We start from the raw sequence: 23822 nt of genomic DNA on the forward strand, positions 1-23822 counted from the left end.
TTTATGATTTTTAAATCTTTACTGCTTTTTTGCGGTAGGAAATACGGGTTGTTTAGTTTCCTTATTCTTGGCATTTTCCTGACCTCATGTCAGTCTGGTGCCGATTCAGAACAGAAACATTCCAAGGCGCAGATTATCAAACAGACTTTTATGCAGGATATAAATGGTCTGGATTCGGCTGTTAGCCGGTTGCAGCATGATCTTAAAACAAAACAGTCTGACACCGTTATACAAAATGCCTTTCGCAGCGCGAGGTTGGCTTACAAAAAACTTGAATTTATTTCCGCCTATTACAGTCCTGAAACAACCAAGGCACTTAACGGACCTAATATTCCTGAGGTGGACGATGATCTTCGTGTAAATCCCCCGCAAGGTTTTCAGGTTTTGGAAGAACTTGTTTTCCCGGTTGTAGATTCGTCAGCCTTCTCGGAAGGACTGGAAATAACCATAGTGCTTCGCTTACAAGTAAACCGGTTGCGCAAAATTTCTGAAAGTAATGAGCTTACCGACAGTCATGTTTTTGATGCGATGCGTCTGGAAATATTTCGTATTCAAACCCAGGGAATTACGGGATTTGATTCCCCGGTAGCCTTTCATTCTTTGCCGGAAGCAGCCAGCGCATTGACGGGAATGCGTGAAGGATTACAGGTGTATGCGCTCGACAAAAAGAATAAAGATCTTTCCGATCGGCTGAACAAGGCTTTTGAAAAAGCAATCGTTAACCTACATAATTCTGGTAGTTTTGATGATTTTGACCGACTGGAATTTATCAAAAATAACGCAAATGAGCTAAGTACACTTTTACTGGATGCTCAAAAAAGCCTGGAAATTCCGGTATTTACAGAAAGCCGGTTTTTGTCCGCCTCTGCAAAAACGCTGACCGATACCGGCGTTTTTAATGGTGATTATTTTGTCAATATGGATGAACAGCATAGTACGCCCGGAAAAATTGCACTGGGTAAAATGCTATTTTTTAATCCGGTTCTTTCTGCCGGTGCTGGTAGGAGCTGTGCCAGTTGTCACCAGCCGGATAAAGCTTTTAGTGATGGTGAAACAAAAAGTTTAGCTGTTGGTTTTGACGGGAAACGTATTAGCCGAAATGCACCAACCTTATTAAATGCCGCATTCCAAGCCGTCCAGTTTGCTGATTCCAGGGTTTCATTTTTGGAGGATCAGGCTACGGACGTTATACAAAACAAACAGGAAATGCACGGTTCGTTACCCCTTGCAGTTAAAGCATTGAAAGAAAATCCTGAGTATGCTAAATTATTTGCAGCGAGTTATAAAGATGGTGTCAATGAAGAATCTTTGAAAAATGCGATTGCAAGTTACATTCGCTCACTCAGAATGCCGGAGTCGAGGCTGGATACCTATCTTCAAGGAAAAACCAATACCCTGACACTGGAAGAAAAAGCAGGTTTCAACGTATTTATGGGGAAAGGGAAATGTGCTACCTGCCATTTTTTTCCTTTATTCAATGGAACCGTTCCTCCTTTTTATCAGGAAACAGAAAGTGAAGTTTTGGGTGTCCCGTCAACCGCGGAAGGTAAAAAAGTGGATGCCGATGTTGGTAAATTTATACTGACCAAACGTGAGCCGCATTTGTATGCTTTTAAAACACCAACGGTCAGGCAGGCTTCAAAAACGGCTCCGTATATGCATAATGGTGTTTATAAAACGCTCGAAGAAGTGGTTGATTTTTACGATCAGGGAGGAGGAAACGGACTTGGTTTTGAACTTCCCAACCAGACTTTACCTTTTGATAAACTGAATTTAACAACTCCTGAGAAAAAAGCGCTGGTCGCGTTTATGCGTGTCTTGTAATTTTGAAACTAATTATAAATTATTACTCAACAGAAGAGATGATCCATTTCGCGCTTAAAAACGTGAAATGGATGCGCAATTGAATTATCGGGCGGATGAAAAAATTAACTTTTCACCCTCTGCTCTCTTAATTCATGTCAAAAACAATATCACCACCATCGAATATCAGGTCAACTTTTGGTGTTTGCTGCTGAACATGGTGCAGACATTTGACAAATTTATCAGGTATAGCAAAAGCTTAATCTTACCGCTTACTCAAAGAAATTCCTAAATCTCCCTGTTTATTTTTTGATTGTATATTTTTTTATAATTTGGTTTTACGATCTGCTAATCAGTGGATTGGAATTTGGTTTTGTATATAATTGAAGCCTTATGAAATACTTTGTACTATTGTTTTTATTAGGAATAAGCTGTACCGGTTTTGCCCAGCGCAACCATGATCAGGACATACAGGACAGTGTAATTGGCTGGTGGAGCAATAACAGATTCGATCATCTAAAACCGCAGACTGACCCGATTTGGAAAAAGAAAGAGGTCATTGTCAATGAGATGGTTAAATGGATGAAAGCGAGTTATACGCCTGTTGGTGGTTTGGGTACTTCCTCGCGGTACATCAACAGCAAAGGATATGGGGTTGATTTTCTGGTTTGGAATGTAAGTCACGATAAGGAGTGGACGGAAGCCAATGGCAATTTCAAGCCAATAGCCGAAGAAAATACAAAATTTGTTATGGCTGCTAACCAATTATTTGGAGCCCATCCAATTAGTTTTATAAACACTGGAAATGAATTTTATTTTGCGATACAGCCAGACGGCTATGGTGCTGATAGTCAGAAGAATGATCGGCGAAATGGTTTAGACCCGCGTATTCATCCCAATGCTTACAGATACATCACTAGGGTAAATGATTGGTGTACAGTATACCTGGCGCCGGATAACAAGCTTCCATGGATTCCGGTGAGTAAAGGCGAACTTTTGGAAAAGGCGGAAGAGGGGCTGCAAAAAGTGCTTGAAGACAAGAGAAAGCAGGTTGTATCGCAATGGCCGGATAACAAGAAAAGTCAGGAAGAAGCGCTGGACTATTTTGAGAAAGGGGATATTGCCAAATACAGAAAGAAAATACAGGAATTAAAAAGCCGTCACGCAAATTCCCTGAAAGAAGCAGCAGTAATCCGGAGTATGCAGCCCAACATGTTCAGCTTTGAAACCGATCCGGATATTTTTAAAATAGATAATTATGCAAAAGAACTGAATCAGGCGTATCAGGTTATGAAACTGGATGCGACAATAATGGCCAAAGTGAATGACGTAACTCCTTTGTGGGTGGCTGTTGCATTTCCATTTGAAAACAAAGAAAATGGTAATCAGTTGTTTGAAATGTACACAGCGATGTCTCAAAACATCAACTATGATTATATCTATAATTACTTTTATGATGCCGAAAAAATTAAAGGTAAAATGTACTCGCCAGCCAATGCAGTTGCTTTAAAAGTGAGGCTGGATGCTTACCGGAATAAGACGGCGGGCACACAAAGTTTAATTGCAAAAAAACAGGGAAATCTACCTGCCGGTGTCGTGTTGTTTGACGATTTTTCTCAGGAGCAGGTGGGAGGGAAACCGGCTGGCTGGCATTTTAGTTCGACGGGAAAACCGCATATCATTTCCAAAATTGAAGGCGAAACCAGGAACTGGTTAAAACTGGGATATGGTAATGAATTATCGCCTGCTACGTTGCAGAGTTTGCCCGAGAATTTCAGCCTGGAATACGATGTTGTCACTTCCGGATTTGATGGCAGGTGGGGCGCAAATCTTACCATGGAATTAAAAGGAAGTAAGAAGGGCAGCGATGGCGTTGTATATTCTTCCACTTTGACAACCAGCATTACAGCCGGCAATCAAAGTGCGTTGGAAGCGAATCATGATTACCGGGGAGAATTAAAAATCGATCTTTTAAACTACCCTTCTAAAATGGATTATAATGATAAGGGTGGCTATTTCAACGTAACCCAGCCAGTATTTACCAGTACAAAACGCAAAGTACATGTTCAATTGGTTAAGAAAGGCCAGATGATCTCTATGTCTCTCAACGGGAAGGAACTTACTAATTCTTTACAGTTTAAAACTAAATATGGTAAACCTTGCGGTGATTGCAGTATTCCTGGCGGTTTGGTTTACAATTTGGTCATTAGAAATTTTACGCAGGAACCTGAAACGGTTAATTGTTATATTGGGAATGTTAAGATTTCAAAGCTTTGATTTTGAGTGATGAATGTTAAGTGATGCTCGAATGAATCGTTATATATTTCGTATTATGTAGGTAATCGATGCATCCCTTGAATGTTAAATAACGAGGGCAATTTTTACCGCTGTTAAAATAAAGAGGGCAAAAATGACGAAAATTTGCCCTCGTTATCAGGATTTATCAAAAAACTGGCAACAAATCAGGTAATTGAAATAAAATTGGCATCACCAAATTTAATTTACATATAATACTTTCTTTTATATACTTTTGAAGTAATCTAAGCGACCTGCCAAACAGATTACACATCATACCCAATGCTGAAAATTACGAATTATAAGAAATCATATAAAAAAGACATCGTTCTTGAAGTTGATAATTTAACAATAGAATCAGGAATTAACTGGATTCGAGGGGCTAACGGGACTGGAAAAAGTACATTTCTAAAATCCGCGGCTGGCATCATTGCCTTTGAGGGAGAACTTGTGTTAAATTCGGGCATCAGCATAAAAAAACAGCCCATAGCTTACCGGAAACAGGTCAATTTCGCGGAAGCTGAACCGGTATTCCCGGAATTTCTGACAGGAACAGATTTAATCAAATTGTTTACAAAAGCAAAAGGCGTGCCCACAAACCAGGCTGATTATTTTATAGAAACCATGAAAATGCAGGCTTACGTGAGAGATCCGATCGGTACTTTTTCGAGCGGTATGCTGAAAAAACTATCACTTTTACTCGCATTTATCGGTCACCCCAAACTGGTTTTGCTGGACGAACCGCTCATTACCATGGACAGCGAATCCCTAAAAACCTTGTATAGCTGGATTGTCGAATATTATTCCAAAGAGGGGACAAGCTTTTTACTTTCGTCACATCAGGCTCTGGAAGATTCTTTTTTACCAACCATACAAGAGTTGTTGGTGGATGATCAAACTATAAAATACGTATGACAAAGATTTTGATAAAAACGTTTGCTGCCGGTTTTTACAAAGTTCATGCGGGTTTGCTGTTAACCTTGTTTGTGACTTTATTTATTAATTTCTTTTTTACCAATGTCCTGAACCAAACCCATCTTAACCAGGAACAAATCCTTTTAAACAATCTAAAACTGGTGCTTACTTCGGTTAGTAATCCTGTTGCAATGGGAATGCTTTTCCTGATCTGGCTCGGGTATACTGTGAAGAGTTGTCAATATGTAGCAGCGCAATTGACATTGAATCAGCATCAGTTTTTGTTTTATAGCAGCAACGCAATGTCGTTGAGAAAACAATTTCAGACCTGGTTCATACTTCAATCCGTAATTTCGATACCCATTCTGGTACTTGGTTTTTTTGCCATCGGTGTAGGATTTGTCTTCGATTACCTTTTGATCCCGCTTATTATTCCTATCTACTTGCTGTTACTGCTTTTGGGAAGCGCATGGTATTACACCAGATTATTGAAGAATCCTGGTGAAGAAAAATCAAAATCATATATCCCGGATTTATTAAAAAATTTCCCAAAACCATTTTTCAGCCTTTTTCTTTATCAGATTGTCTACAAATTCAAACTCACAATTGGGATAATCAAAGCGATTTCAGCAGTTCTGATTATTGGTATGTATGCCTTGTTTCGGGATAATCCAAACGATATCCGAATAGCAGGCATTAGCATTCTGGGGGTGGTTGCTGCTCATACTGTTTTGATTTATCAGTCGAACGAATTTGAGCGGTCTTATTTAACCGTTTTTCGTAATTTTCCTTACACGAAACAGAGATTATATTTTCAATTTGCTGTTCTGTATTTCCTGCTGATAGTACCTGAAATCATTTTGTTTTTCTGTCTGTACAATTCAATAGCGGTCCGGGTTTCATTATTGGGTTTGAGTTGCGCACTTTTGCTACGGACCATTTTATATTGGCAAAATCAAAAGATGGGAGATTATTTAAAAATCGTTTTTGCCTTGTTTATTTGTTCCTCGCTTGCGGTTATGTTCGGGGGTATTTACTGGCTGACGATTTTTTATATTGGGGTTTCTATCTTTATTTTTAACCGAAGTTATTACAGGTTATTGGAATAAGTCAGGGACATTCCGAGGTGAGAAAAATATTTAACCTATTCATCCTGTGTTAATTTGAAAAAAAATGAACCTGTATACCTACCGAAATGCAACACTGGATGATGCGGAAAAACTTAAATTGGTTGGATTAAATTCCTTTGGCCAGTTTAAAAATCAGTTAACAGTGGAGCATTGGGAAAAGCTGAAAACATATCTGGAAAACGAAGATAATTATGTTTATTTATTGAGTAAATCGACTTGTTTTATCTGTGAATTTGAGGAGGAGATTATTGGCATGGCGTTTGTCATACCTAACGGAAATCCAACAGATATTTTTCAGGAAAACTGGGCTTACCTGAGAATGGTGGGCGTACATACGCATTTTGCAGGAAATGGTATAGGCAGACAGCTGACCCAAATGTGTATTGATTTTGCCAGAACGACCAATGAAAAAACGATTGCTTTGCATACTTCGGAATTCATGGACGCTGCGCGCCATATTTATGAAACGGCCGGTTTTTATAAATACAAAGAACTGGAACCCAGACTAGGGAAAAGATACTGGCTTTATCTTCTTGAATTGTAGGGTTGGATGGCTTGTTTGGAAGTTGAAAAATTCTTCAACAACTGTTTTGACAATATCAGTTATAAAATATTTCCCGCAATCCGGACACAACTAAGTCCGATTTGGAAACAAGGTTCACCTGAGTTTGTCAGAATTTTGCATTGTAAAAATTAAAATAAAGCAAAATGCAAAAGACAATATTTATAACGGGTGCGTCAACAGGTTTGGGCAAAGCTACTGCTAAATTATTTCAGTCAAAGGGTTGGAATATAATCGCAACCATGCGGAATCCTGAAAAGGAAACAGAATTGGGCCGGTTAGAAAACGTAACATTGTTGCCACTGGATGTAACTGATCCCGAACAGGTTAAAATTACAGTAGCAAAAGCAATTTCTCTACATACCGTCGATGTGGTGTTTAACAATGCTGGTTATGGCTTGATGGGTGCATTGGAGGCATTTACCGATGAACAGATTTTAAAACAGGTGAATACCAATCTTCTCGGAGTAATCCGCGTCGCACATGCTTATATTCCACATTTCAGAGAAAAGAAAAGTGGTCTGTTTATCAGTACTACCTCTATGGGTGGACTTTTAGGATTTCCATTACATTCCATTTATCATGCTACCAAATTTGGGATTGAAGGCTGGTCGGAAAGTATGTCGTTTGAACTGGGTTTACATAATATTGGTATAAAAACGGTCGCTCCCGGCGGTATCGCAACAGATTTTTTAAACCGGTCGCTTGATCGGAGTTTACACCCGGCTTATCAGGATCTGGAAGACAAATTATTTGCCATGACAGATGCGATGATGGAGTCAGCCGCAACGGCGGCACAAATTGCAGAAGTTGTCTACGAAGCCGCAACAGATGGAAAAGATCAGATTCGCTATATTGCAGGAGAGGATGCGAAAGCGATGTATGCAAGGCGGTTGGAAATTGGAAGTGAAGAATCCAGAAAAGAGATCAGAAAACAGATCCTGGGATAATCAAAAAACTAAATCCGAATGAATAACATTAATTCCATATCTGAGTTTTGTCGCCTGGTATCCTTACCGGAACCGTTGCATCCGCTGGTAACGGTATTGCGAGTTGCGGATATGCGTTTTACTAACAGCGAGGCATGGGAGCATTTTTGGATGAATTTTTACTGTATTTCCTTGAAGAGAGATATCACTGGAAAAGTAAAATATGGTCAGCAGTATTACGATTATGATAAGGGATTAATGACTTTTATTGCGCCAAAACAGGTTCAGTCGCTAAATGCTCCTCATGACGAAGTTTTAGGTTCGGAATCCGGCACCGGATACGCGCTCTTATTCCATCCCGATTTTCTGTATAAACATCCACTTGCAACCACGATCAAAAACTATAAGTTTTTTTCTTATGCCGTGAATGAAGCGCTGCATCTTTCAGAAAAGGAAGAGAAAAATATCGTTGAAATTTTTGAGAAAATCCAGGCTGAATATCAGCATATCGACCGGCATACCCAGGATATTATTCTTTCCCAGATTGATCTGTTATTAAATTACAGCAACCGTTTTTATGAAAGGCAATTTATTACCCGAAAAGCCGTAAATCATGATGTGCTGACAAGAATGGAAACGCTTTTGAGTGAATATTTTGATAAGGAAAAAAGCATTGAAAATGGAGTTCCCAGTGTGGAATCGATAGCGGAGCAACTTCATATTTCGCCTCATTATTTAAGTGATTTGCTGCGTTCTCTTACCGGAAAAAGTGCACAGCAACATATTCAGGAAAAGTTGATCGAAAAGGCAAAAGAATACCTCACGATAACCAATCTTTCAGTTGCTGAAATTGCCTATCAACTAGGCTTTGAATATCCGCAATCCTTCAACAAACTTTTTAAAAAGAAAACGAATATTTCGCCGTTGGAATTTCGGCAAACGTTTAATTAAGAGTTGCAGTAATCCGTATTTTATAGATAAGTTAACCGGATGTTCCGGTTGGCTTATTTCATTTTTTATCAATCAAATTACCACCCATGGTAAATTCTGTTACTCCTTTTGAATTGATATAGTCAATATAAGTGGGTCCGTCAACTTCGAACTCCCTGGTGGTATAAAGTTCTTCGCTTTCACTTTCATTCTTAGGCTCCGCCAGGTTTTTATCATTGCTGCAAGAGGTAATTGTTAATATGAAAAAAATAGAAAGAGTAAGTAGCTTTTTCATAAATTTTTGATCGTTTAATCACTCTTTTGGCTTATAAGTTTACTTGTAGTCAGTATTTTAACGATTTTAAACTATAAACTGATATGTACTTATTTAAGAAATTGTTGGCCGGGAAAAAGCTAACGGACAGGTAGCGCAGGTTTAATCGGAATGGCTTAAAGCACCATTAATTTCAAAAAAATATTTTCCGTATTGATTCATTACGTAGCTTTGCCAATGTATTACGATGATCATTATCGGTGGACAAATTTAAACAATGGATTGCTCTTGGTTTGCTAAGCCTCATGCTTATAAAAGTGTGGGTGATTCCGTTGTTGTATCTGGATTTCGAAGTTCGTCGTGATTACATCGTTGCAAATCTTTGTGTAAATCGTAACAGGCCGCAGCTGCATTGCGACGGAAAATGTTATCTGGCAAAAAAACTGGCCGCGCTTGAAGAGCAGGAAAAGAAACAGGCAGAAAGAGACTATATGTCCAAGCTGCTTTTTCAACCGATGGAGTTGAAAAGTTATGAGTTGGATATGCCTTCATGTCAGTTGCGGGAATCCAATCTGGTCTCATACAATTTCTTGTTGCAAGTAAAAATTTCAAAGCTCTCTCCGGATATTTTTCATCCGCCAACTTTCGCTTAAACCATTTTCAGGAAATTTTTTTCTTTGTTCAAGCAGGACTCAAATTCTGTTTTAACGCCGAGATGCCTATGTTTTCCGGGTTATATAAACTATTGGTTCCGAAAATCCTGTAAAATGGTAATTCCCATCCAAAACGTGTCTTTCTGTTAAGGTCAAAATTCCGGTTTTCAGGATATTTTTTGATCTGATAGTCAGCACTTGCTGATCAATAAATTCTTTCTTTTCTTTTATATCGCCATGAACAAATTGTTTGTAGTGGCTGCTGCGCTTTTGTTTTCGGCATCAATTTGTCGTGGACAAAATATCGCGCACGCTGCTAAAATCCCTGAAAATATAGAAAAGCTGTTGCAGAAACATGCCTGTCTGGCTTGTCATAAAGCCGATACACGTGTGGTTGGGCCAGCCTATATGGAAGTTGCCAAAAAGAAGTATACCAAAGAACAGATTCTGGAGCTGGTTTACAATCCCAAGCCTGCGAATTGGCCGGGTTATCCACCGATGACTCCGATGAAACATGTTCCAAAAGAAGATGTGTTAGTCATTGCCGGCTGGATTAATTCCTTGGCTAAGAAATAAATGAAAGTGGTGGATTTTATCAAAATACCATCCTGCATAAACCCCATTCAAAGGCAGATAAATCAGCTGCATATTGGATAAGGATAAACTGTAATGAGAAAAACTGCCAGGACGTTTGTCTGGCCGTTTTCTAAGATTTTTTAAATATATTCTGTTGATATTTTATTGTTAAAATTATGAAAATCAAATACTTGTCCGTTTCTATTTTAATTTCTTTTTTATGTGCTTCTCTGGTGCTGGTTTCCTGCTCAAATGATGATGTAGTGATTGACCCGACCAGCAAAGGCGATCTGAGAATTGAGTTTGATAATGTAGTAGGAGACCGTGATTTGGCCCTGAATTCCGGGAACTACCAGAATGCAGCGGGTGAATCATTTTCGGTAACAACACTGAATTATTATGTTTCAAACATCAAACTTTTACTGGCGGATGGAAGTAGTTATACCATTCCAAAAGATTCAAGCTACTTTTTAATCCGTGAATCCAATTCGGAATCTCAGACGGTAACCTTAAAAAATGTACCTGCCGGAGAATACACCGGCGTGCAATTTATTATCGGTGTGGATAGTCTGAAAAGTGTTTCAGACATCTCGCAGCGCACAGGAATACTGGATATCGGTAGCGGCCCAACCAATGATGAAGCGATGTACTGGGACTGGAATCCGGGCTATATTTTCTTGAAACTGGAAGGCATTTCGTCAGTCGCTACTTCGGCAAATAGCAAGTTTTATTATCATATCGGTGGATTCGGTGGCCGCAATGCAAAAACAATCAATAATCTTAAAACGGTAAAAGTTGATTTTGGAGGAAAAAAAGCGTCGGTGACCAAAGATTTGAGTCCGGAAGTACATCTACTGGCAGATGTATTGAAAATATTCAGCGGTTTCACCCAGGTTAGTATCAAGGTAAATACGGGTGTAATGTTTACAGACTTTTCTCAAAACATTGCTAATAATTATGTCAATATGTTCACTTTGGATCATATTCATGCGGATTAATTTAAATGAAAATCTTAACCTGATGCGTAAAATTTGTCTGGCTTTGATATTCTTTTCAGGTATGATTGTTAGCGGATGTAAATCTGATAGTGAAACGCCTGACCCTGAAACAGGCATTCCTAAACCTGTCAACTGGATGAAGCCATCACATTTTCCAGATCCGGTTTATGATATGTCAAAAAATCCTCTTACAGTAGAAGGAGTGGAGCTGGGGCGCTTTTTGTTTTACGACGGAATTTTGTCACGGACCAATGATATTGGCTGTGGTACCTGTCATCAGCAATCTGCCGCTTTTACACATCATGGGCATGAGCTCAGCCATGGTGTTGATGATCAGTTGGGGACTCGAAATGCGCCAGCAGTTCAAAACCTGGCATGGAGCACATCTTTCTTTTGGGACGGAGGCGTTCATGACCTTGATTTTGTCCCGCCCGCGCCAATTCAGAACAAGGTTGAAATGGGAGAAACGGTTGGTAATGTGATGGAGAAACTAAGAAACACGCCTGTTAAAGGTGCCGCTGTTCCGGTAAACTATCCGAAGATGTTCAAGGCTGCTTTTGGTTCGGAAGAAATTAATACCGAACGAATGATGAAAGCCTTGTCACAGTTTATGCTTTCGATGGTTTCGGCTACCTCGCGTTATGATTATTATGTTTTGGGCGATGCTTCGGCGATTACTACACAGGAAAAAGAAGGCCTGGTACTTTTCAAACAAAAGTGCGGCAGCTGTCATGGGGGTGAATTATTTACTGATTTCAGCTTTCGGAATAATGGTATTACCCCAAACAAAATCAATGATCAGGGAAGGTACGCCATCACACTTGACGAAGGCGACCGGATGAAATTCAAAGTGCCAAGTTTGAGAAATGTCGCGCTGACTGCTCCCTATATGCATGACGGACGTTTCCACGCATTGTCGGAAGTACTTGATCATTATGCCAATGATCAGAACAGCAGCAAAACAGATAGTATGTATGTGTCACCGACACTGGATCCGGTACTGATGGTAGCGGGTCAAAAACGTGGCATTCGATTAACGGCGCAGGAAAAACTTTCAATCATTGCCTTTTTGAAAACCCTGAACGATGAGCAGTTTATTGCTGATAAACGATTTTCCGATCCCGGAGTTGGTACTGCATTATAAAAACAGATTTATGAAAACCAGATATATTGCCCTTTATATTCTTTTATTATGGTCGCCGGCGACTTTTGCCTGCGATGCCTGCGGCTGCTCAAACAGCGGCGCTTATTTTGGTTTGATGCCCCAGTCGAACAAATCGCTGCTGGGTATACGCTACAACCGCATGAATTTTGTCACACATCCGGACAGCCACGTACTCAGAACCGAAGAAACCTTTAATGTTACGGAGGTTTACGCACGTTTTTTTCCAATAAAAAGAGTGCAGGTAATGGCATTTCTTCCGTATCGTTTTGCCCAGCAGGTTACTACTTCGGATACCAAAAAACAAAATGGCCTTAGTGATGCAACCATCCTTGTCAACTACAATGTCATCAACACATTGATGGACAAAGAAAAAAGTTCGGCTTTCAATCACACACTGATGGTGGGCGGCGGAATCAAACTACCAACAGGACGTTTTCGTTACGATGAAAACAATGTCACGGATGTAGCAAACGCCAATTTCCAATCAGGAACGGGTACTACCGATTATATTTTGAATGCTTTTTATACCATCAATAAAGATCAATGGGGACTTGCCATGAACGTTTCCCGGAAGTTTAACACCACAAATTCTGACCATTACCGTTTTGGTAACCAGCTTTACGGAACGGCGGATTTGTATCGCTCCTTCAAAGTTGGGTCTTATTCGCTGACACCCAATGTGGGTGTGTATGCTGAAAAATCAGAGCTTGGTGTACGTGATGGAAAAAAGGTATTGGAAACAGGAGGGACCTTGTTGAGCGGGACCGTTGGGCTGACACTTTTTGCAAATCGTTGGACAATTGGGTTAAGCGCACAAAAACCTTTAAGTCAAAATCTTTCAACCGGTTTTGTACAGGCGCGTTCACGTGCACTTATTCAGGTGGGATTCTTATTTTAATTTTATGAAAAAACTTATTTATATCCTTAGTCTGGCCACTTTTTCCTTGTGCATTTTGGCCGCATGTAATGATGATAAGGAGTCCACAGAGCCTGAACCGGTTCAGGTAGAAGGTGATGGGAAATTGCGTTTGAAATTTGATAATGTTGTTGGTAATCAGGATCTGGTACTGAATGACGCTGTGTACAAAAATAGTGTCGGAGAAGATTTTACGGTTACAAAATTCAATTATTTCGTAACCAACATCAAGCTCCTTCGCGCCGATGGAACGCAGTATATTATTCCACAGGATTCCAGTTATTTCAGAGTAGTGGAGCAGGATTCTCTTTCCCGGACCATCACCCTGAACCGTATCCCAAAAGGCAGTTACACCGGCGTGGAATATATTCTGGGTGTGGATAGTCTCAGAAGTGTTTCGGGAATTGAGAAGCGGGGAGGAGCACTGGATCCATCCGGAGATATGGCTGGCGATGGCATGTACTGGGCGTGGAGTTCGGGTTATATTTTTCTGAAATTTGAAGGATATTCTTCGCAGTCTACTTCTGCAAATGGTAAGTTTTATTATCATATCGGTTTTTTTGGAGGTTACGACAGCAAAACGGTTAATAATATCAAAACCATAAAACTGGACTTCGCTGGCAATAAAGCAGTGGTTGGAAAAGATACAATTCCCGAAATTGGCATTATCGCCGATGTGAAAAAAGTTTTTGACGGGCCTGTGCCGCTCAGCATTGAGAAACATCCGAGCATAATGTTTGACTTTATATTTTCAGCCGAGGTCGCCAATAATTACAAAAATATGTTCAGGATTGATAAGATAAATTCAGTTTCCAAATAACCAGAATTTGATTCCCGGTCATGCGTTCCGTTATTGCTTATATAGTATTATGTTCTATTATGCTACCCACACTTAGTCCGTGGGGAACGGTTGCCTATTTCCATGTCAACAGAACGTATATTGCCAAGGTTCTTTGCGAAAACCGAAACCGCCCTGCACTATTGTGCAACGGAAAATGCTATCTGGCCAAATTGTTGAAAAAACAGCAGGAAAAGAAGGACAAGGAAACAACGGAACGGGTAGAAAACATGCCTCTTGCCCAGTTATTCTGTGTTCCGGTTTTCTCATTCACATTTGCTGAGAAGTTATTTATCCGAAAAAAACCGGTTTATTTTACTTATACATTAGCACATTACATGGCCTTTTTAGGTCAAATCATTCGTCCGCCGAGGTTTTTACAGGCCATCTCGGACTTCTAATTCTCTGTTTAATTTATCAATATCAAAAAAAGCATTTCATGAATGCCTGGAAAAACTATGTCTTTTTTTGTCGTTTTCCGGCTTTCAATTACTAACAAATTCTATGAAACATATTCTGATTTTACTAGCGGCTGCGGCCTTGTTTTCTTCTTGTTCAAATGATGATGATTCTTCTGAATCGGTGACGCCGGTTGCTTCTCAAAAGACCACGATTACTTTCGATGCACGTGCAGGCAGTTCGGATTTTGCCCTGAACAAAGATTTTACAATCGGTACTCAGGTTTATAATTTTACAAAACTCAGGTATTGGGTGAGCAATATTTCGCTTACCGACTCGAAAGGTGTGGAATATAAAGTGCCAAATTCTTACTATCTGATGGAAGAAGTCGGGGATATGGATCTTACCGGAACGGTTAATGATAATAATATGATCTATCCGGCCAACAAGCGCGAATCCATCACGCTTAATGATATTCCGGCTGGTGATTACAAAAAAATCACATTTTCAATTGGCGTGGATCCTAAATACAATGATAATCTGAGCTTACAGGCGGGCGAGCTTTCGATTGCCAGCGGTATGAGCAGCATTGCCTGGATGTGGCATACAAGTTACATTTTCTCATCCATTGCAGGAACAGTAAAGCAAGGGACAGATACCGCCACGTTTTCATCAGAAACGGGATTGAACGCCAATTTTAAAACGGTATCTGTTGAATTTACTTCCAGTGTTGATTTATCAAAACCGGTGATTCTTAATGTGGATGTCACAAAAATATTTGATGGGGTTGATCTTGTCAAAAATCCAAAGATCAATGCGGCCAGTGCAACTTTAATGTCTGCGGTTGCCGGAAATATGGCAACCAAAGCTGTTACGCTCGGCTCGGCCACAAAATAAATGAATCAATTCAAAGCAATCATTCTGGCAGGGATTTTAATAAATGTCCTGCCAGCGTGCAGCAAGAATGAAAATGTTTCGGAGCCTCAGGTGTATCACCTGGAGGTTCCGGAGCACTTTCCACCGCCTGCTGCCGACACAGAAAACCCTGTAACATCAGGCGGTGTAGCGTTGGGAAGGGAATTGTTTTTTGATACAAGACTCTCGGCTAACAATAATATTTCCTGCGCAAGCTGTCATTTGCAATCCAAAGCTTTTAGTGACGGCGTTGCATTAACCAGCGCCGGAGCTTCCGGTACCAGTCTTCTCAGGCACACACCAGCTCTTTTCAATCTGGCCTGGGCGGATCATGGTTTTTTCTGGGATGGAGGATCTTCCAATCTTGAATCACAGGCGTTTGGTCCGTTAACGGCACACGACGAAATGGGCCAGGATTTAATCCAGCTAGTTACCGAGCTTAATGCCGTTCCAATGTATGTTCAAAGTTTCAAAACAGTATTCAATGAAGAAATCAAACCGCAGAATATCGTCAAAGCATTGGCACAATTTGAAAAAACGCTGATTTCTGGCAGTTCGAAATATGATCAATATAAATTGAGGAAACCCGGTGCAAACCTGAGTTCGCTTGAATTAAAAGGTATGGAGCTCGTTCGAACAAAGTGCCAGGGATGTCACGCAGGTGAACTTTTTACAGATTACAGCTATCATAACAATGGTATTGACATAGATTTTAGTAACACCGATCACGAAGGAATTTACCAGGGCAGATACCGGATCAGTTATGATCTTTCTGATCTGGGAAGTTTTAAAACCCCTTCGTTGAGAAATCTGTTATTAACCGCTCCTTATATGCATGACGGCCGCTTTGCCACTTTACAAAATGTAATCGACAACTATTCTGAAAATATCCGGCATTCACCGACACTTGATCCTTTACTTCCGAAAACGGGTATGAAATTAACGAAAGAGGAAAAAGAGGCGATAATTGCATTTCTTGCCACTTTAACGGATTACACTTTTGTTGGCAACCCTCTGTTAAGTAAACATTAATAATATGTTGTTATATTAAGTCAGGTAGTAAACGAGCTGTTATCTGCCCGCAAGCATTCCAAGATATAGATTGATTGTTGCAAACTTCTTCCCGATGGCAGTCCAAAGCTCAGCCGCATACATTTCGAAAACTGATCCTGCATAAGTTTGTTTCAATTCGGTAAATTTTACAGAAAGAGTCGATGTATATTATCATTCTGTTAACTCCTTCATAGTGAGTTATGCTTGTTTAACTTTGTAGTAGTATTACTATTATTGTGACTCGTTTTAAAGTTTTTACCTGTTTTGATGATGAAGTGGATTAAAAAAAAAGAATGGGTTTATGCCGCGGTTACCGCCTTGCTGTTTGCAGGCGGAGTCATTTATTTAATTTTGCAGCCGGATTATGACGAACATTTTATTAATAAACTTGATAGCCGCAATAGTTTCAAAATTTTGTCAAAGAAAGAGAAAAAGGATTCGATTTTCATCCGCGTCGACGGTCTGTCTAATGCAAACTATGGCCTCAGATTAGATCTTTACATTCACGACCAGAAGGGGAAAACGTATAGACGCTTTTATTCAGAACTTATTAAAATACCAGCCGGTGAGATTCATGCAGCTTTTAAAAGAAAACTTCTAAGAGATTCTTCGGCTGCACAGTTGACTTATATACCTGAACAAAGTAAGAATGTGGCTGGTCAGATTGTTTTGAAAACGGGCTTTTTTTGAATTCATGATATAAAACACGAGCCACGAAACATCAGGAATGATTAAATTTACTTGTCGACAGTCTTTTAAATAAAACTTATATTTAATATGACGATGAAGACATTTAGCTGCATAATGGCAGCATTTATCTTGCTTTTGAATGTAGCTAAATCCTATTCCCAAGGGAACAAAATTGTAAAAGCATCAGGTAAAATTGTTGATATCAGGGTAGGAGACAAATTAAGAAAGGGAGGATGGAATCTGGATGCTTCGGTCAGGCCGGATGTATATGATGCTTATGTTCCGATGGAAGGCAGGTTTGTCACTTTTATTACCGATATAGATTCTATTCAGTTTAACGTAAAACCCGGAGACTATCATTCGTTTGTAGTTTTGATCAATGGAAAAGATAGTGCTTTCACCGCAATCAAGGGAAGTTTGGATCTACCACGTGCAAGGTTTTCGGATTCGTATAAAAAAGTACATAAAGGCAAAACATTTGTAGAGATCCCGCAGGTATACGAACTTATGAATGTTGTGATAGCTCTCACAAAGGAAGGGAAGAAGGATAATGGAATGGCAATGAAAAATACCCCTTATTATGCCGACGTGCTTCACTGGTTTGACAAATTCTCAAATGAACCCGTAGTGATGGAGGTTAATTTGGCACTCGAAAATTCAGAAAATTATTCCGCGATAAAAATGGATGCCTACGCATTCGAATTTAAAGACGGGCATATATTGCAAAGTACGGTTTATGATAGAATAGGTTTTTCGCAAACAAATAATATCGCCTACATGATACCAAAACTGCATGAGTTTGCAGAGAAAACAAGATTTTCCGATTTCTACACAGTTCACCAGGCATATTATAATGGACTCATAAAGAATTACAGAGATTCTATTGGCGTACCGGAAATGCAAAAATGGCTCAAAATTAATTTCCCATCGACCCGATACGATTCTTTTAAAATCATATTTTCACCCCTCGTTGCAGGTAATCAATCAGCAACCTGGTTTGATTATGATAATTTTAAAGAAGCCCAGGCGCATGTGAATTTTCCTTTTCGGGGCAAAGAGCAATCCGAATCATATTCGAAAGAGGCTTTATTGGTAGTGGATGGTAATATTGTGTTCACTGAACTTAATCATGCCTTTATCAATCCTGAAAGTGAAAAGCCGCAATATGCCAACAGGATTCAAAAGGCTTTTGAGAATTTGGGTAGATGGAACGATTCGCAAAAACCGGCTAAATATTATAATGATGCCTTTTCGTCCTTCAATGAATATATGAACTGGGCGCTTGTTTGTGTGCGTTACATAGATTATTTGCCTGAAAAAGAACAGGATAAGCTAATCAAAAAAACGGAAAATATGATGGTTAATTCGCGGGGATTTTTAAAATTTGCCGAGTTTGATCAATTTGTGGTGGCACTTTACAAAAAAAGGAAAAAGGGGCAGGTTGTAGCTGATTTATATCCGGAAATTATAAGCTGGTTTGAGAATAACAAGACATAAATTAATGTGCTGGTTTTCAAAGCTTCCTTTCAAAGGGAGAGAACATGTCAGGTTTACCTTGTCGAGAAGTCTGCCGGGGAAATAGAATGACTCATAATCACAAGATTACCGGAAAAGTTAAAGATCAAACAAAAAAAATGGCGGCCAGTATATCGGCCGCCTGTAATCTGCAACAGAAACCGGGCGCTATTAGCTGGTACGTTCCTGTGGTCCTAGACCAATCTATACAGGCGAAACCTGTTATTTGCATAACGTTCATTCTATTAATTCATGGAAAAAGGCAGTTCTTAGCGATCTGCGAACTGGTCGGCCAGCGTTCCATTCAAGATGGTTCCAATAATAGAATGAATGAGATTACGGCGTAAGTTAGTATTATTTTAAATAACATAGTGCCTCTGAATTCTTTTAAAACATCAATAGTGAGCTTTCATTTTAAACGACAAATAGGAATTTAACAATAATTTAAACTAGCAGATCAAGCAAAAAGTACCTGTTGAAATGGTTCAGATGCATGCCTCCACTGCGCAAGCGCAATTGCCCGTAGTACCGTATTAGAAAAACGGAGATCTGGTCGTAACTTGCCTTGCGATTTACTCAGTGCTATACAATGAATTATTTGGAAATAGAAAATAAACCCAAAAACTGCCTTTTAACTTTTTGTCTGTTCTTTCTTGTTTTGACAAGGGTATGCAACGCGCAGACTCCGGAGTTTTATGCTCCACTGGATTACAGCGTATTAAAGACAAATACCAGTTTTTCAAGGCCGGATTCACTGCTTTTGGTACTGAAAGAAAAGTACAATAAAGCCGTTGCTGCCAATAACGAGCTTTCGTCCGCCGGATATTTAAAGCAAATAGGAGAATTGCTATTTGTTTCCGGGCATTATCCGCAGGCACTGGATTATCTTCTTCGGGCAGATAAAATTTACCGAAATCATCCTGATAAAAAACCGCTGGCAGAAAATCTTGTGCTTTTGGGGGAGCTGTATTACCGGAGCAGACAACCGGCTCAGGCCAGGAAACAATATAACGAAGCTTTAAGCCACTATAAACAGCTTAAATTGACATCTGGTATGGCTCTTGTCTACGGCCATATAGGATATCTGTATGAAAAAAAGCAGCTTTACGATAGCGCTTTTTATTTTCAAAATAAGGCATTGTCGGCATATACGACAATAAAAGAGGAGCGGGGAATTGCGAAGATCTATGAAAATATTGGCAGCATTTATGAGGATAAAGAAAAATATGATTCTGCCTATGTTTATTTCAACAAGGCTTATCTTCTCAATACACGCAGTGGAAATGAGATTGCTCAAATCGAAATTCTTAATAATTTGGGAGATGTTTTACGTAAAACCGGCAAGTATCGCCAAGGGTTAGCACTAAGTTTGCAAGCGCTTGATCTGGCAATGAAAAAGGGAGAATATTATCAACTTTCAAGCGCCAGTAATGACGTTGCCAAAGCGTATAATTTTTTAAACAAAAACGACAGCGCCTTTTATTATCTCGCCCAGTCCCGTCAGTACCTGAACGATATATATTCTCAGGAAAGCAACAAACAACTTGCTTTGCTTCAGACCTTGTATGAAATTGAAAAAAAAGACAACGAAATAGAAAGTCTGGTACATGCAAGGCAGACAGATCTTTTGGTCAATATTTCGGCAGGAGTTGTCATTGTTCTGGTTCTTTTAATAACAGGTTTGATTATCAGCAGACAGCGTCTGAAAATTAAAAACGAACAAAAACTACATGCACAGAATAGCCAGGTTTTTCAGGCTCAGGCTCAGTTGATGGAAGCTGAACTTGAAAATAAAAGGCTTTTGGAAGAAAACCTTACACAGCAGCTCGAAATAAAAACCAAGGAACTCACCAGCTATACCCTGCACGTAATCCGCAAAAATAAACTGCTGGAAGACTTGCAGTCGCAGCTGGAAGCGATGGTGAAAGAAGAAAAAAGGGATCAGAAAAAACAGATCAAACAACTATCGCTGCAAATCAGTGAAGGGCTTAGTGACGATCAGCACTGGGAAGAATTCAGAGGGATTTTTGAGCAGGTTCACCAGTCATTTTTTGACAGACTTCAACAACAATGCGATGCGCTCACGTCAAATGATTTGAGGCTGATAGCCCTGATCAAAATGAATATGACGCCTTCGGATATTTCCACCTTACTGGGCGTTTCCCAGGATAGCCTCAGAGTTATGCGTCACCGTCTCAGAAAGAAACTCAATCTTGCAGCAGGCGAAAATCTTTCAGCCTTTATTCAGACAATTTAACTTCTTAACATTTAGATAATAGTAACTTAACAGAAGCTTAATGGCTTTTTTTTACTTCTTAATTTGCTTTAAATCAGTATTTTAAATTGATATATTCATCTTTGTTTCTTTCTTGTAACGCTATAAATCCGGCTGTTTCCTTTTTGTAACGCGCCTTATTTGGATCGCTGCAATTTGTTTGCACACCTTCGTATCATCATCGGAGAAAGCAAATAGTTGCTTTGATCCTTTAACGCTTGCGAATGGAAAACATGGTTTACAGATTTTATTTTATAATAGCCTTTTTGCTGATTTCAATATCTGCATCTGCCGGAACTTTAAAAGGAAAACTGCTTGAAGCAGCAACCGGGCAGCCAGCGCTTGGCGTCGTTGTGATGATTGAAGGGACAAGTTTTCAGGATGTATCAGGGCTGGACGGAAGTTTTTCAATCGCAAACATTTCCGAGGGAAATTACAAGCTGGTTGTACGCCATCTTTCTTATCAGACTATCATCAAGGATTTTGAAATCTCAAAGTCAGGACAACTTCAACTGGACATTTTCCTGGAACCTGCCGCCAATCTGATGCTTAATGAAGTGGCCGTGATTGGTAAAAAAGACAACACGACGGATCAGGCCGCCAGATCTATGGAACGCAGTGCGAGCCAGGTCATGAATATTGTCTCAGCCAAAACGATCCAGATTTCGCCTGATCTTACTGTTGCTAACGTTATTCAAAGAATGTCGGGTATTTCCATCGAGCGTAACAGCAACGGCGACGGGCAATATGCGATTTTACGCGGGATGGATAAAAGATATAACTATACGCTGGTAAACGGGGTGAAAATTCCGAGTCCGGACAATAAATACCGGTATGTCCCTCTTGACATTTTTCCATCGGATTTGCTGGATCGCCTCGAAGTATACAAAGCGCTGACACCGTCGATGGAGGCAGACGCCATTGGTGGAGCCGTAAACCTGGTTATGAAAGATGCACCGGACCGGTTTATGTTATCGGCCAATATTTCAAGTGGTTATAACGAGCTTTTTATGCAGCGTGATTTCAAGAGTTACGATTATAAAAATGTTCAGACCAAATCACCTTATGAAAAAAACGGAAGTCAGTACAATGCTACTCCTTCCGATTTTTCCAAAGCACCACTACAATACAGTTCCAAGTCGCCGCTTCCGAATTTGCTGGGAAGTCTGGCCATTGGAAATCGTTATTTTGACAGGAAACTTGGTGTGCTTTTAGCAGGAAGTTATCAAAATACATTCCGTGGAAGCAATAGCCTTTTCTTTGATTCAGAAACGGTAGACACACTTAGAGGCGAGACGCTTACTAAAAGAAATGAAAGGCAATATTCCGAGCAGCAGACACGCTATGGTCTTCATTCCAAACTGGATTTTCGTATTAATGACCGGAATAAAATCCAGTTTTATAATGCCCTCATGAGCCTGACCAATGTCCAGGTAAGAGATGTGAAATCAACCCAGCTGACGATTGGCGGTTATGATCCGGTGCTGGGAAATGCTACGCTGGGATATTCAACCCGTTCGCGCTTAACCCGCCAGAAAATTTTCAATAGCACATTGCAGGGTAAACATCAGCTGGACGAACATTGGGGAGTAAATTGGTCGGCTGTATATTCCAAGGCAACTAATGAAGTTCCCGATAATGTAACGATTCCGCTGGCGGGAGTTCGCAAGAATTTTGTAGATAAACCAACAACCGTAGACGATGCAACGGTACGATGGGAACATAACAGCGACCGTGATCTTGCTGCTTATCTGAATGTTACTTACAAACATACCGTCGGGTCGACCGATCTGGAATGGATGGCAGGCGGACTTTTCAGGGATAAAAAGCGAACCAATTTTTATAATAATTATCAGTTACGGCCAACTAATCTTTTTGCTGAATACGGAGTTGATTTTAACAAGTATTCCGAGATTGATTTTACAATTCAGAATCCCCGTGGCTCTGTCGCCACGGCACTCAACTATGATGCATCGGAACAGATTAAAGCAGGTTATCTACAATTGAAAGCAGAATCTGCGATGCTTGAAGTACTCGGAGGCGTGCGTGTAGAGGCCACCGATCAGGGTTATTCCATGAAATTTCCAATTGGTGAGGAAAGGCCGGAAGGGAGCCAGGTGTATACAGATATTTTACCAAGTTTGCATTTGAAATATAAAACAGACGGTAATGTCAATCTACGCGCTTCTTATTTTCGCTCACTCAACAGACCCGGTTTTTTTGAAATTGTTCCTTATCGTATCGTAAACGAGGAATATCAGGAACGTGGAAATGCGGATTTGAAAAGAGCAATTGCTGATAATATTGACCTTCGGTATGAACTTTTTTCCAAACCTTCCGAGCAATTTATGGTGGGTCTTTTTTACAAACATATCAAAAATCCAATTGAGTATACCTTACAAAAAGATGCAATACGAGGTCAGGATATATTTTATTCTCCGGGAAATTTTGGAAATGCAAACAACTACGGACTTGAACTGGATTTTATCAAGTATATCAAAATGTTTGGTGTAAAGGCAAATTATACCTATACCCATTCAGAAATCACCACGCCAAAATCCAAACGAATCCGTAATGAAAGTGGGGATCTTGAAACCATTAGCGTCGAGCAGTCAAGACCGCTTTACGGGCAATCCGCTCACGTAGCCAATCTTTCTCTCTTATTCAAAAACGCGAAAAAAGGAATTGATGCCCAGTTGGCAGGTGGTTTTACAGGCGAGCGGATCAATACAGTTTCCCAGTTTTTGGACAATGATTTGTGGCAAAAAGGATTTATCCAGCTGGATGCATCTTTTGAAAAAACACTTAAAAACGGACTGGGACTTTTTGTCAAAGCGAACAACCTTCTTAATACGCCGATGGAAGTATTTATGAAGAATTTCAGCGCAGCTAATAAAGATGTTGCTGATCAAAACAGCCAGAAAACAACGTTGATGCGCCGTGATTATTACCAACGGTCTTACCTGATCGGCTTACGATTCAAATTCTAAA

The 23822-nt window shown here is 39.9% G+C and carries 21 protein-coding genes; 20 read left to right on the top strand and 1 reads right to left on the bottom strand.

Going from position 1 to position 23822, the window contains the following annotated elements; genetic code table 11:
• Window positions 1-3: 3 nt before the first annotated feature.
• The 7 genes from FZF08_RS28640 to FZF08_RS28670 all read left to right on the top strand — a co-directional run bounded on the left by FZF08_RS28640 (window position 4) and on the right by FZF08_RS28670 (window position 8585).
• Window positions 4-1824 (top strand): cytochrome-c peroxidase, encoded by a 1821-nt coding sequence (locus FZF08_RS28640; RefSeq protein ID WP_159477281.1) that lies wholly within the window; start codon window positions 4-6, stop codon window positions 1822-1824.
• Window positions 1825-2196: 372 nt separating this feature from the next.
• On the top strand, window positions 2197-4080 hold the full coding sequence (locus FZF08_RS28645; RefSeq protein WP_159477284.1) for a hypothetical protein: 1884 nt from the start codon (window positions 2197-2199) through the stop codon (window positions 4078-4080).
• A 300-nt stretch (window positions 4081-4380) separates the two neighbouring features.
• Window positions 4381-5013, top strand: a complete 633-nt coding sequence (locus FZF08_RS28650; protein WP_159477287.1) for an ATP-binding cassette domain-containing protein — start codon at window positions 4381-4383, stop codon at window positions 5011-5013.
• A complete protein-coding gene (locus FZF08_RS28655) occupies window positions 5010-6122 on the top strand; it encodes a hypothetical protein (protein WP_159477290.1) in 1113 nt (370 codons plus the stop codon). The genes FZF08_RS28650 and FZF08_RS28655 overlap by 4 nt, the downstream gene beginning before the upstream one ends.
• Before the next feature lie 64 nt (window positions 6123-6186).
• Window positions 6187-6687, top strand: a complete 501-nt coding sequence (locus FZF08_RS28660) for a GNAT family N-acetyltransferase (protein ID WP_159477293.1) — start codon at window positions 6187-6189, stop codon at window positions 6685-6687.
• 164 nt (window positions 6688-6851) lie between these two features.
• The gene (locus FZF08_RS28665) at window positions 6852-7655 is read left to right on the top strand and encodes an SDR family oxidoreductase (protein WP_159477296.1); all 804 of its coding nucleotides are present in this window, start codon (window positions 6852-6854) and stop codon (window positions 7653-7655) included.
• Window positions 7656-7673: 18 nt separating this feature from the next.
• Window positions 7674-8585, top strand: a complete 912-nt coding sequence (locus FZF08_RS28670) for an AraC family transcriptional regulator (RefSeq protein WP_159477299.1) — start codon at window positions 7674-7676, stop codon at window positions 8583-8585.
• Between the two features lie 58 nt (window positions 8586-8643).
• Here the strand turns inward: FZF08_RS28670 and FZF08_RS28675 are convergent, their stop codons facing one another.
• Window positions 8644-8859 carry a hypothetical protein gene (locus FZF08_RS28675; RefSeq protein WP_159477302.1) on the bottom strand — a complete coding sequence of 72 codons (216 nt, stop codon included), beginning with the start codon at window positions 8857-8859 and terminating at the stop codon, window positions 8644-8646.
• 284 nt (window positions 8860-9143) lie between these two features.
• Here FZF08_RS28675 and FZF08_RS31645 point away from each other — a divergent pair, with 284 nt between their 5' ends.
• The 13 genes from FZF08_RS31645 to FZF08_RS28740 all read left to right on the top strand — a co-directional run bounded on the left by FZF08_RS31645 (window position 9144) and on the right by FZF08_RS28740 (window position 23821).
• Complete coding sequence (locus FZF08_RS31645; RefSeq protein ID WP_200837187.1) at window positions 9144-9491, top strand: hypothetical protein; 348 nt, start codon at window positions 9144-9146, stop codon at window positions 9489-9491.
• A 237-nt stretch (window positions 9492-9728) separates the two neighbouring features.
• Window positions 9729-10067, top strand: a complete 339-nt coding sequence (locus tag FZF08_RS28685; RefSeq protein WP_159477305.1) for a cytochrome C — start codon at window positions 9729-9731, stop codon at window positions 10065-10067.
• Window positions 10068-10243: 176 nt separating this feature from the next.
• Complete coding sequence (locus FZF08_RS28690; RefSeq protein ID WP_200837188.1) at window positions 10244-11065, top strand: MbnP family protein; 822 nt, start codon at window positions 10244-10246, stop codon at window positions 11063-11065.
• Entirely contained in the window at window positions 11055-12209 is a 1155-nt protein-coding gene (locus FZF08_RS28695) for a cytochrome-c peroxidase (RefSeq protein ID WP_229216737.1), read from the top strand. Before FZF08_RS28690 ends, FZF08_RS28695 begins: the two co-directional genes overlap by 11 nt.
• A gap of 10 nt (window positions 12210-12219) precedes the next feature.
• Window positions 12220-13128, top strand: coding sequence for a hypothetical protein (locus tag FZF08_RS28700; RefSeq protein WP_159477308.1), 909 nt, complete (start codon window positions 12220-12222; stop codon window positions 13126-13128).
• 4 nt (window positions 13129-13132) lie between these two features.
• A complete protein-coding gene (locus FZF08_RS28705; RefSeq protein ID WP_229216738.1) occupies window positions 13133-13966 on the top strand; it encodes an MbnP family protein in 834 nt (277 codons plus the stop codon).
• A 59-nt stretch (window positions 13967-14025) separates the two neighbouring features.
• Window positions 14026-14385, top strand: coding sequence for a hypothetical protein (locus FZF08_RS28710; RefSeq protein ID WP_229216739.1), 360 nt, complete (start codon window positions 14026-14028; stop codon window positions 14383-14385).
• Between the two features lie 103 nt (window positions 14386-14488).
• Window positions 14489-15280 (top strand): MbnP family protein, encoded by a 792-nt coding sequence (locus tag FZF08_RS28715; RefSeq protein WP_159477314.1) that lies wholly within the window; start codon window positions 14489-14491, stop codon window positions 15278-15280.
• Window positions 15281-16330, top strand: a complete 1050-nt coding sequence (locus FZF08_RS28720) for a cytochrome-c peroxidase (RefSeq protein ID WP_159477317.1) — start codon at window positions 15281-15283, stop codon at window positions 16328-16330.
• A 288-nt stretch (window positions 16331-16618) separates the two neighbouring features.
• Window positions 16619-17041 carry a hypothetical protein gene (locus tag FZF08_RS28725; protein ID WP_159477320.1) on the top strand — a complete coding sequence of 141 codons (423 nt, stop codon included), beginning with the start codon at window positions 16619-16621 and terminating at the stop codon, window positions 17039-17041.
• Window positions 17042-17155: 114 nt separating this feature from the next.
• Window positions 17156-18538 carry a DUF4932 domain-containing protein gene (locus FZF08_RS28730; protein ID WP_229216740.1) on the top strand — a complete coding sequence of 461 codons (1383 nt, stop codon included), beginning with the start codon at window positions 17156-17158 and terminating at the stop codon, window positions 18536-18538.
• Window positions 18539-19145: 607 nt separating this feature from the next.
• Entirely contained in the window at window positions 19146-20813 is a 1668-nt protein-coding gene (locus FZF08_RS28735; protein WP_159477326.1) for a tetratricopeptide repeat protein, read from the top strand.
• 242 nt (window positions 20814-21055) lie between these two features.
• The gene (locus FZF08_RS28740; RefSeq protein ID WP_310590623.1) at window positions 21056-23821 is read left to right on the top strand and encodes a TonB-dependent receptor domain-containing protein; all 2766 of its coding nucleotides are present in this window, start codon (window positions 21056-21058) and stop codon (window positions 23819-23821) included.
• Window position 23822: the final 1 nt, after the last annotated feature.

The sequence above is a fragment of the Dyadobacter sp. 3J3 genome (assembly GCF_009801115.1).
Lineage (GTDB): Bacteria > Bacteroidota > Bacteroidia > Cytophagales > Spirosomataceae > Dyadobacter.

What these genes read in the sequence shown, in the direction of transcription:
- FZF08_RS28640 (WP_159477281.1), top strand. Translation starts at nt 4, where the DNA reads ATGATTTTTAAATCTTTACTGCTTTTTTGCGGTAGGAAATACGGGTTG.
- FZF08_RS28645 (WP_159477284.1), top strand. Translation starts at nt 2,197, where the DNA reads ATGAAATACTTTGTACTATTGTTTTTATTAGGAATAAGCTGTACCGGT.
- FZF08_RS28650 (WP_159477287.1), top strand. Translation starts at nt 4,381, where the DNA reads ATGCTGAAAATTACGAATTATAAGAAATCATATAAAAAAGACATCGTT.
- FZF08_RS28655 (WP_159477290.1), top strand. Translation starts at nt 5,010, where the DNA reads ATGACAAAGATTTTGATAAAAACGTTTGCTGCCGGTTTTTACAAAGTT.
- FZF08_RS28660 (WP_159477293.1), top strand. Translation starts at nt 6,187, where the DNA reads ATGAACCTGTATACCTACCGAAATGCAACACTGGATGATGCGGAAAAA.
- FZF08_RS28665 (WP_159477296.1), top strand. Translation starts at nt 6,852, where the DNA reads ATGCAAAAGACAATATTTATAACGGGTGCGTCAACAGGTTTGGGCAAA.
- FZF08_RS28670 (WP_159477299.1), top strand. Translation starts at nt 7,674, where the DNA reads ATGAATAACATTAATTCCATATCTGAGTTTTGTCGCCTGGTATCCTTA.
- FZF08_RS28675 (WP_159477302.1), bottom strand. Translation starts at nt 8,859, where the DNA reads ATGAAAAAGCTACTTACTCTTTCTATTTTTTTCATATTAACAATTACC.
- FZF08_RS31645 (WP_200837187.1), top strand. Translation starts at nt 9,144, where the DNA reads ATGCTTATAAAAGTGTGGGTGATTCCGTTGTTGTATCTGGATTTCGAA.
- FZF08_RS28685 (WP_159477305.1), top strand. Translation starts at nt 9,729, where the DNA reads ATGAACAAATTGTTTGTAGTGGCTGCTGCGCTTTTGTTTTCGGCATCA.
- FZF08_RS28690 (WP_200837188.1), top strand. Translation starts at nt 10,244, where the DNA reads ATGAAAATCAAATACTTGTCCGTTTCTATTTTAATTTCTTTTTTATGT.
- FZF08_RS28695 (WP_229216737.1), top strand. Translation starts at nt 11,055, where the DNA reads ATGCGGATTAATTTAAATGAAAATCTTAACCTGATGCGTAAAATTTGT.
- FZF08_RS28700 (WP_159477308.1), top strand. Translation starts at nt 12,220, where the DNA reads ATGAAAACCAGATATATTGCCCTTTATATTCTTTTATTATGGTCGCCG.
- FZF08_RS28705 (WP_229216738.1), top strand. Translation starts at nt 13,133, where the DNA reads ATGAAAAAACTTATTTATATCCTTAGTCTGGCCACTTTTTCCTTGTGC.
- FZF08_RS28710 (WP_229216739.1), top strand. Translation starts at nt 14,026, where the DNA reads ATGCTACCCACACTTAGTCCGTGGGGAACGGTTGCCTATTTCCATGTC.
- FZF08_RS28715 (WP_159477314.1), top strand. Translation starts at nt 14,489, where the DNA reads ATGAAACATATTCTGATTTTACTAGCGGCTGCGGCCTTGTTTTCTTCT.
- FZF08_RS28720 (WP_159477317.1), top strand. Translation starts at nt 15,281, where the DNA reads ATGAATCAATTCAAAGCAATCATTCTGGCAGGGATTTTAATAAATGTC.
- FZF08_RS28725 (WP_159477320.1), top strand. Translation starts at nt 16,619, where the DNA reads ATGATGAAGTGGATTAAAAAAAAAGAATGGGTTTATGCCGCGGTTACC.
- FZF08_RS28730 (WP_229216740.1), top strand. Translation starts at nt 17,156, where the DNA reads ATGGCAGCATTTATCTTGCTTTTGAATGTAGCTAAATCCTATTCCCAA.
- FZF08_RS28735 (WP_159477326.1), top strand. Translation starts at nt 19,146, where the DNA reads ATGAATTATTTGGAAATAGAAAATAAACCCAAAAACTGCCTTTTAACT.
- FZF08_RS28740 (WP_310590623.1), top strand. Translation starts at nt 21,056, where the DNA reads ATGGAAAACATGGTTTACAGATTTTATTTTATAATAGCCTTTTTGCTG.